General features: G+C 72.1%; 6 protein-coding genes. All 6 read right to left on the bottom strand.

Annotation, left to right across the window (positions count from 1 at the left end):
- Nucleotides 1-1,113: cell division protein FtsZ (gene ftsZ, locus ACVMLK_RS19125; RefSeq protein WP_457487308.1), on the bottom strand; the 1,113-nt coding region annotated here is incomplete at its 3' end.
- Between the two features lie 73 nt (nt 1,114-1,186).
- Nucleotides 1,187-2,482 carry a cell division protein FtsA gene (gene ftsA, locus ACVMLK_RS19120; protein WP_198366100.1) on the bottom strand — a complete coding sequence of 432 codons (1,296 nt, stop codon included), beginning with the start codon at nt 2,480-2,482 and terminating at the stop codon, nt 1,187-1,189.
- The gene (locus tag ACVMLK_RS19115) at nt 2,479-3,384 is read right to left on the bottom strand and encodes a cell division protein FtsQ/DivIB (protein WP_457487307.1); all 906 of its coding nucleotides are present in this window, start codon (nt 3,382-3,384) and stop codon (nt 2,479-2,481) included. Before ACVMLK_RS19115 ends, ftsA begins: the two co-directional genes overlap by 4 nt.
- Nucleotides 3,374-4,285 carry a D-alanine--D-alanine ligase gene (locus ACVMLK_RS19110; protein WP_198366101.1) on the bottom strand — a complete coding sequence of 304 codons (912 nt, stop codon included), beginning with the start codon at nt 4,283-4,285 and terminating at the stop codon, nt 3,374-3,376. Before ACVMLK_RS19110 ends, ACVMLK_RS19115 begins: the two co-directional genes overlap by 11 nt.
- Nucleotides 4,282-5,184, bottom strand: a complete 903-nt coding sequence (murB, locus tag ACVMLK_RS19105) for a UDP-N-acetylmuramate dehydrogenase (RefSeq protein ID WP_198366200.1) — start codon at nt 5,182-5,184, stop codon at nt 4,282-4,284. The genes ACVMLK_RS19110 and murB overlap by 4 nt, the downstream gene beginning before the upstream one ends.
- Nucleotides 5,185-5,192: 8 nt before the next feature.
- The gene (gene murC, locus ACVMLK_RS19100) at nt 5,193-6,629 is read right to left on the bottom strand and encodes a UDP-N-acetylmuramate--L-alanine ligase (RefSeq protein WP_457487306.1); all 1,437 of its coding nucleotides are present in this window, start codon (nt 6,627-6,629) and stop codon (nt 5,193-5,195) included.
- Between the last annotated feature and the right edge of the window lie 120 nt (nt 6,630-6,749).

Genomic DNA, 6,749 nt, shown 5'->3' with positions numbered 1-6,749 from the left:
CGGCATGGCCGGGCGCGGCGCGGTCGGCGCCCCGATCACGCCGCGCGAGACCGGCGGCACCGTGGCGGTGCCGACCGCGGCGACCGGCGCGCCGCCGCCGATGGCGACGACCTTCACCGGCTTCTCCGCCGCAACGTCCTTCACCGCATCGATGCCGGTGGCGACGACGGAGACCCGCAGGCGGCCGTTCATCTCCTCGTCGACGGAGGAGCCGAAGATGATGTTCGCTTCCTCGTCCACCTCGCGGCGGATGCGGTTCGCGGCCTCGTCGACCTCGAACAGCGTCATGTCGTAGCCGCCGGTGATGTTGATCAGCACGCCGCGCGCGCCGAGCATCGAGGTGTCCTCGAGCAGCGGGTTGCTGATGGCGGCCTCGGCGGCCTTCACCGCCCGGTCCTCGCCCTCGGCCTCGCCGGTACCCATCATCGCCTTGCCCATCTCCGCCATGACGGTGCGGATATCGGCGAAATCGAGATTCACCAGGCCGGGATTGACCATCAGGTCGGTGACGCCGCGCACGCCCATGTGCAGCACGTCGTCGGCCATCTTGAAGGCCTCGGCGAAGGTCGTGCGCTCATTCGCCTTGCGGAAGAGATTCTGGTTCGGGATGACGATCAGCGTGTCGACGTAGGTCTGCAGTTCGTCGAGCCCCGCCTCCGCCGCGCGCCGCCGCTTCGGTCCCTCGAAGTCGAAGGGCCGGGTCACGACGCCGACCGTCAGGATGCCACGCTCGCGCGCCATGCGGGCGATGACCGGCGCCGCGCCGGTGCCCGTGCCGCCGCCCATGCCGGCGGTGATGAAGACCATGTGCATGCCTTCGAGATGGCGCGCCAGATCCTCCGTCGCCTCTTCCGCCGCCGCGCGGCCGATCTCCGGCTTGGCACCGGCGCCCAGGCCCTGGGTCAGGTGCGGGCCGAGCTGCACGCGGCGCTCGGCGCGGCTGTTCACCAGCGCCTGCGCGTCCGTGTTGGCCACGAGGAACTCGACGCCGTCGAGACCCATCGCGATCATGTTGTTCACGGCGTTGCAGCCGGCACCGCCGACACCGACGACGGTGATGCGCGGACTGAAGTCCGTGTGCTGCTGGCGCGGGATCGTCAGGTTCAGCGTCATTGCAGCGAATCTCCTCGGGTAGCGGGCGTGTGGCGTGACGGATGAAGCGAATCGTGACCGCGTACAGATTGCATCAGACGCGCTCGCGAAGCCAGTTGACGAGACGAATAAATCGACCGTTTCCACGCTCGGGACCGGGGTCGATATCCAGGAGCGGACGGCCCTCTCCGGTGCCCCATGCGACTAGTCCCAAAGTTGTGGCAAAGTCGGGTCCTTGCGCGGATTCTGGAACGCCGCGCATCGGTTGCGGCCGCCCGATGCGCACCGGGCGATCCAGGATTCTCGCCGCCATCTCGCGCACGCCGACCAGCTGACTCGCGCCGCCGGTGAGAACGACGCGCGAACCGGCGTCGCGGCCGAGCGCGGCGGCGTCGAGACGGTCGCGCACCAGCTCCAGCGTCTCCTCGATTCGCGGGCGGATGATGCTGCCGAGCTGGCTGCGCGGGATCTGCACCAGATGATCCTCGTCCTCGCCGACGCGCGAGACGCCGATCATCGCCTTGGCGTCGTCGGCGCTGTCGAGCGCGCTGCCCTCCAGGATCTTGATGCGCTCGGCATGCGCGATGGGCGTCGCCAGACCGCGGGCGATGTCGTTGGTCACCTGCCAGCCACCGACCGGGATCTGCGCGGTGTGCAGCAGATGACCCTCGCCATAGACGGCGAGGCTGGTGGTGCCGCCGCCCATGTCCACCACGGTCGCGCCCAGCTGACGCTCATCCTCCACCAGGACAGAAAGAGCGGATGCGAAGGGCGCCGAAACAAGCTCCTCCACCTCCAGGTCGCAACCGGCGAGGCAGACGCCAAGATTGCGCAGCGAGGCGGAGGCCGCGTCGACAAGGTGCAATTGCGCGGCCAGCGTCTCGCACACCATGCCGCGCGGATCCTCGACGCCGGGCGTGGCGTCGATGGTGAAGCCGAGTGTGGTGGCGTGCACCGTCTCGCGCCCCTCATCGGCGGCGCGGCGGCGGCCCTCGCCCAGCACGGCGCGCAGATCCGCCTCGGTCACGGCGCGGCCGCCGATCGGCCATTGAATGCTCATCAGCCGCGAACTCGGCTGGCCGCAGGAGAGGTTGACGATGGCGCCGGACAGCTTGATCTCCGCCGCCTCCTCGGCCTGGGCGACCGCGGCGCGGATGCAGAGCTCGGCTTCCTGCAGATCGACGATGTTGCCGCCCTTGATGCCGCGCGCGCGCTGCCATCCACAGCCCAGGACGCGGGCATGGCCGTCGCCTTCGACGCGGGCGATCAGGCAGACGATCTTGCTGCTGCCGATATCGATCACGCCATAGGGGCCGCCGCGCGCGCGGCGCCGCTTGGGCGGCGGGGCGGGCGGCTCGCCCGGGCCGATGATGCGGGCCATCCGGCTCATCCGCGTCCGCTCCTTCGCCCCTTGGGCGGTTCGGCGATCGGTTCGGGCTGCGGGTTCTGCCGCACGACGAGCCGGTCGGGCAGGCGCATGTCGATGGCGACCAGCGGCCGGTCCATCAGCGCGCTGCTCCGCTGCAACTCGCCGAGGCGGTGGATCGCGGCGGCCTCGTGGGATTCCGGCAGCAGCACGTCGGTGCCGTTGTGCAGCCTGAGGTTCCAGCGCCGCTCGCTGACCAGCACCAGCGCCTGGGTGCGGCGGCGCACCTCGGGCTCGGTGGAGAGCGCGTCGTAGAGCGCCGCGCCGCGGTGGTGCGCGCCCTCGCCGACCAGCAGCGGCAGCGGGCCGAAGGCATCCAGCGTGTCGGCCGAGACCACGCGGCCGTCACGGTCGACCACGGCGAACTCGCCCTGGTGCTGCCAGATCGCGAAGGGCCGGCGCTCATGGATCTCGATGACGATGCTGCCGTTGAGCAGGCGCTGCACCTCGGCGCTCTCGATCCAGGCGATGCTCTCCAGCCGGGCCTTGGCCTGCTCGGGCGAGAAGCCCAGCAGCGGATCGCCGACGCGCGTGCCGATGGCGGCGCGGATCAGCTCGCGCGGCGTGTTCTGCTGGCCGCGCACGATGATCTCGCCCACCACCATGCCGGCCCCGCCGGTGGCCTCGGCCAGGTTCTCGGACAGCCAGGAGAAGCGCCCGGCGGGGTCCAGGGCCGAGACCAGCACGGCCCCGCCGCCCAGCAGCCCGAGGCCGAGCGCGACGTAGAACGCCGGCCGCAGCAGCGGCCGGCGGCGGCGCAGCCAGAGGCGCAGGCCGCTCGGCCGGCGCGACGTCGCCTGGGCGCGGCCCTCCGCCGCCAGCCGGGCGCGGTCCTCGGTGCGCAGGCGGGTCGGGCTATGGGCCATGGCGCGCCTCCCGCACCAGCCAGGCGCAGAGCTCGGGGAAGCTGATGCCGCAATGCGCCGCCTGCTCCGGCACCAGGCTGGTCGGCGTCATGCCCGGCTGGGTGTTCACCTCGAGCAGGACCAGCCGGCCGGTGGCATCGTCGTAGCGGAAGTCGGAGCGGCTGATGCCGCGGCAGCCCAGCGCCTCATGGGCGCGGAGCGCGACCGACTTCGCCGCCGTGGCGATGGCGTCCGGCACCTCGGCGGGGATGCGGTGGCGGCTGCCGCCCTCGGCATACTTGGCGTCGTAGTCGTAGAAGACACGGCCGGTGTCGATCTCGGTGACGGCCAGCGCGCGGCCGCCCATGACGGCGACGGTCAGCTCGCGGCCGGGGATGTATTCCTCGACCATGATGGCCGGGCCGAAGCGCCAGCCGCGCGCGATCTCGGCGCGGCGGTTGTCGCCCTCGCGCAGGATGTGCACGCCGACCGAGGAGCCCTCGTTCACCGGCTTCGCGACATAGGGGCGCGGCATCGGATCGGCCGATTCCAGCTCGGCCGGCGTCACCACGCGGTGCTCGGCCAGCGGCAGCCCGTGCGCGGCGAAGACCGCCTTGGACGCCGCCTTGTCCATGGCGACCGACGAGGCGCGCACGCCGGAATGCGTGTAGGGCAGGCCGAGCCAGTCCAGCACCCCCTGCACGCAGCCATCCTCGCCGAAGCGCCCGTGCAGCGCGTTGAACACTGCGTCGGGCCGCGCCGCCTGCAGCGCCGCGATCAGGCCCGGCAGGTCCCGCGTCACCTCGATGGGCGTGACGGCGAAGCCCGCCTCGCGCAGCGCCGCGACCACCTGCGCCCCCGTCGAGAGCGAAACCTCGCGCTCTGCCGAGATGCCGCCGAACAGAACGGCGATGTGGTTCATGCCGAGACCTCCCCGATGCGGCGGATCTCCCAGTCCAGCGCCATGCCGGACCGCGCGGCGACGCGCGCGCGCACCTCTTCGCCGAGATCCTCAAGATCGGCGGCCGTGGCGGCACCGAGATTGAGCAGGAAATTGCAGTGCTTCTCCGAAACCTGGGCATCGCCCCGCCGCAGCCCGCGGCAGCCGGCGGCGTCGATCAGCGCCCAGGCCTTGTGCCCCTCGGGGTTCTTGAAGGTCGAGCCGCCGGTGCGCGCGCGGACCGGCTGCGCCGCCTCGCGCGCCGCGCGGATCTCGTGCATCCGCGCGGCGATGGCGCCGGCCTCTCCCGGCGCGGCGCGGAACCGGGCGCGGGTGACGATGCCGCCCTCGGGCAGGACGGCCCGGCGATAGGCGAAACCGAGCTCGGCGGCGGTGAGGCGCAGCAGGCCGGAGGGTGTCGCGACCTCGGCCCAGTCCAGCACGTCCTTCACCTCCGCGCCGTAGGCGCCGGCGTTCATCGCCACCGCGCCGCCGATGGTGCCCGGAATGCCGCAAAGGAATTCGAGGCCGGCGAGGCCCGCCGCCGCGGCATGCTCGGCCACGGTCACGTCCAGCGCGGCGGCGCCGGCGACGAGGCCGTCCGCCTCGACGGCGACCTCCGAGAAGCCGCGCGCCAGCTTGACGACGATGCCGCGCACGCCGCCATCGCGCACCAGGAGGTTGGAGGCGGCGCCGATCGCCGTGACCGGGCAATCCCGCGGGCGGTCGCGCAGCAGCAGCAGGAGGTCCTCCGCGTCGGCGGGACGGACCAGCCATTGCGCCGGGCCGCCGGTGCGGAACCATGTCAGCGGCGCGAGCGGCGCCGCCTCCTGCACGCGGCCGCGCAGCGGCGGCAGGGCGGGGAGGGTGTCCTGCGGCATGGCGCGGCTCACCGGCTGCCTCCGGCCAGGCGCGGACCGCGCGGCTGCAGCGCGGCCAGCTGCTCCGGCAGGCCATGCGCCCAGCCGGTGATATTGCCGGCGCCAAGGCAGATCACGTAGTCGCCCGGCTTGGCGATGGCGTTCACCATCTCCGGCAGGCTGTCGGGGCCGGGCAGGGGGACGACGCTGCGGTGACCGTGGGCGCGCAGCCCGTCCACCAGCGCGTCACGGTCGAAGCCCGGGATCGGCGCCTCGCCGGCGGCATAGACGTCGGCCACGATGACGGTGCCGGCATCGTTCATGCACTGGCAGAAGTCCTCGAACAGCGCCTGCAGGCGGCTGTAGCGGTGCGGTTGCACCACGGCGATGACGTCGCGCGCCCCGGCCTGCCGCGCCGCCTTCAGCACGGCGGCGATCTCGACCGGGTGATGGCCGTAATCGTCGATGATCTGGATGCCGTTGGCCTCGCCGACGCGGGTGAAGCGGCGCTTCACCCCCTTGAAGCCGGCCAGGGCCGAGCGGATGGTGCCCTCATCGATGTCCATCTCCATGCCGACGGCGATGGCGGCCAGCGCGTTCTGCACATTGTGCTGGCCGAGCATCGGCAGGCGCATCGGCTTCAGGCTGCGGCTGCGGCCCGTCGCGCGGTCCTGCACCGTGACCTCGAAGGTGGCGCCCATGCGGTCGGTGATCAGCCGCTCGGCCCGCACATCGGCCTGTGGCGAGAAGCCGTAGGTGATCAGGCGGCGGTCGATCTGCGGGATCATCGCCTGCACGTTGGGGTGGTCGGCGCACAGCACCGCGAAGCCGTAGAAGGGGATGTTGCCGACGAACTGGGCATAGCCCTGTTTCATCGCATCCTCGGTGCCCCAGTGGTCGAGGTGCTCCGGGTCCATGTTGGTGACCACGGCGGCGACGGCGGGCAGGCGCAGGAAGGAGCCGTCGCTCTCATCCGCCTCCACCACCATCCAGTCGCCCTCGCCGAGGCGGGTGTTGGTGCCGTAGGCGTTGATGATGCCGCCATTGATCACGGTGGGGTCGAGCCTGGCCGCCTCCAGCACGGTCGCGACCAGCGAGGTCGTCGTCGTCTTGCCGTGCGTGCCGCCGATGGCGATGCCCCATTTCAGCCGCATCAGCTCGGCCAGCATCTCGGCCCGGCGCACCACCGGGATCAGCCGCTGGCGCGCCGCCACCACCTCGGGGTTGTCGCGCTTCACCGCCGTCGAGGTGACGACGACCTGGGCGGCGCCCAGATTGGCCGCGTCATGCCCGACCATGACCGAGATGCCGGCGGCGCGCAGCCGCTCGACATTGTAGCCCTCGGCGATGTCGCTGCCCTGCACCTGGTAGCCGAGATTGTGCAGCACCTCGGCGATGCCCGACATGCCGATGCCGCCGATGCCGACGAAATGAATGGGACCGATATTGAGCGGCAGGGCGCGCATCACGAAGCATCCTGGGACTGGCGCGCATCCGCGCGGGAGAGAACGAGATCGGCGAGGCGGGCGGCCGCGTCCGGGGCGGCCAGCCGCGCGGCGGCGGCGGCGGCCGCGGCCAGGCCGCCC

The sequence above is a fragment of the Teichococcus aerofrigidensis genome (assembly GCF_054073225.1).
Note: the sequence above shows the minus strand (reverse complement) of the source record. Positions and strands in the feature narration are given on the sequence as shown.

Coding starts and splice junctions, on each gene's coding strand:
- ACVMLK_RS19115 (WP_457487307.1), bottom strand. CDS start 3,384: ATGGCCCATAGCCCGACCCGCCTGCGCACCGAGGACCGCGCCCGGCTG.
- ftsA (WP_198366100.1), bottom strand. CDS start 2,482: ATGAGCCGGATGGCCCGCATCATCGGCCCGGGCGAGCCGCCCGCCCCG.
- murB (WP_198366200.1), bottom strand. CDS start 5,184: ATGCCGCAGGACACCCTCCCCGCCCTGCCGCCGCTGCGCGGCCGCGTG.
- murC (WP_457487306.1), bottom strand. CDS start 6,629: ATGCGCGCCCTGCCGCTCAATATCGGTCCCATTCATTTCGTCGGCATC.
- ACVMLK_RS19110 (WP_198366101.1), bottom strand. CDS start 4,285: ATGAACCACATCGCCGTTCTGTTCGGCGGCATCTCGGCAGAGCGCGAG.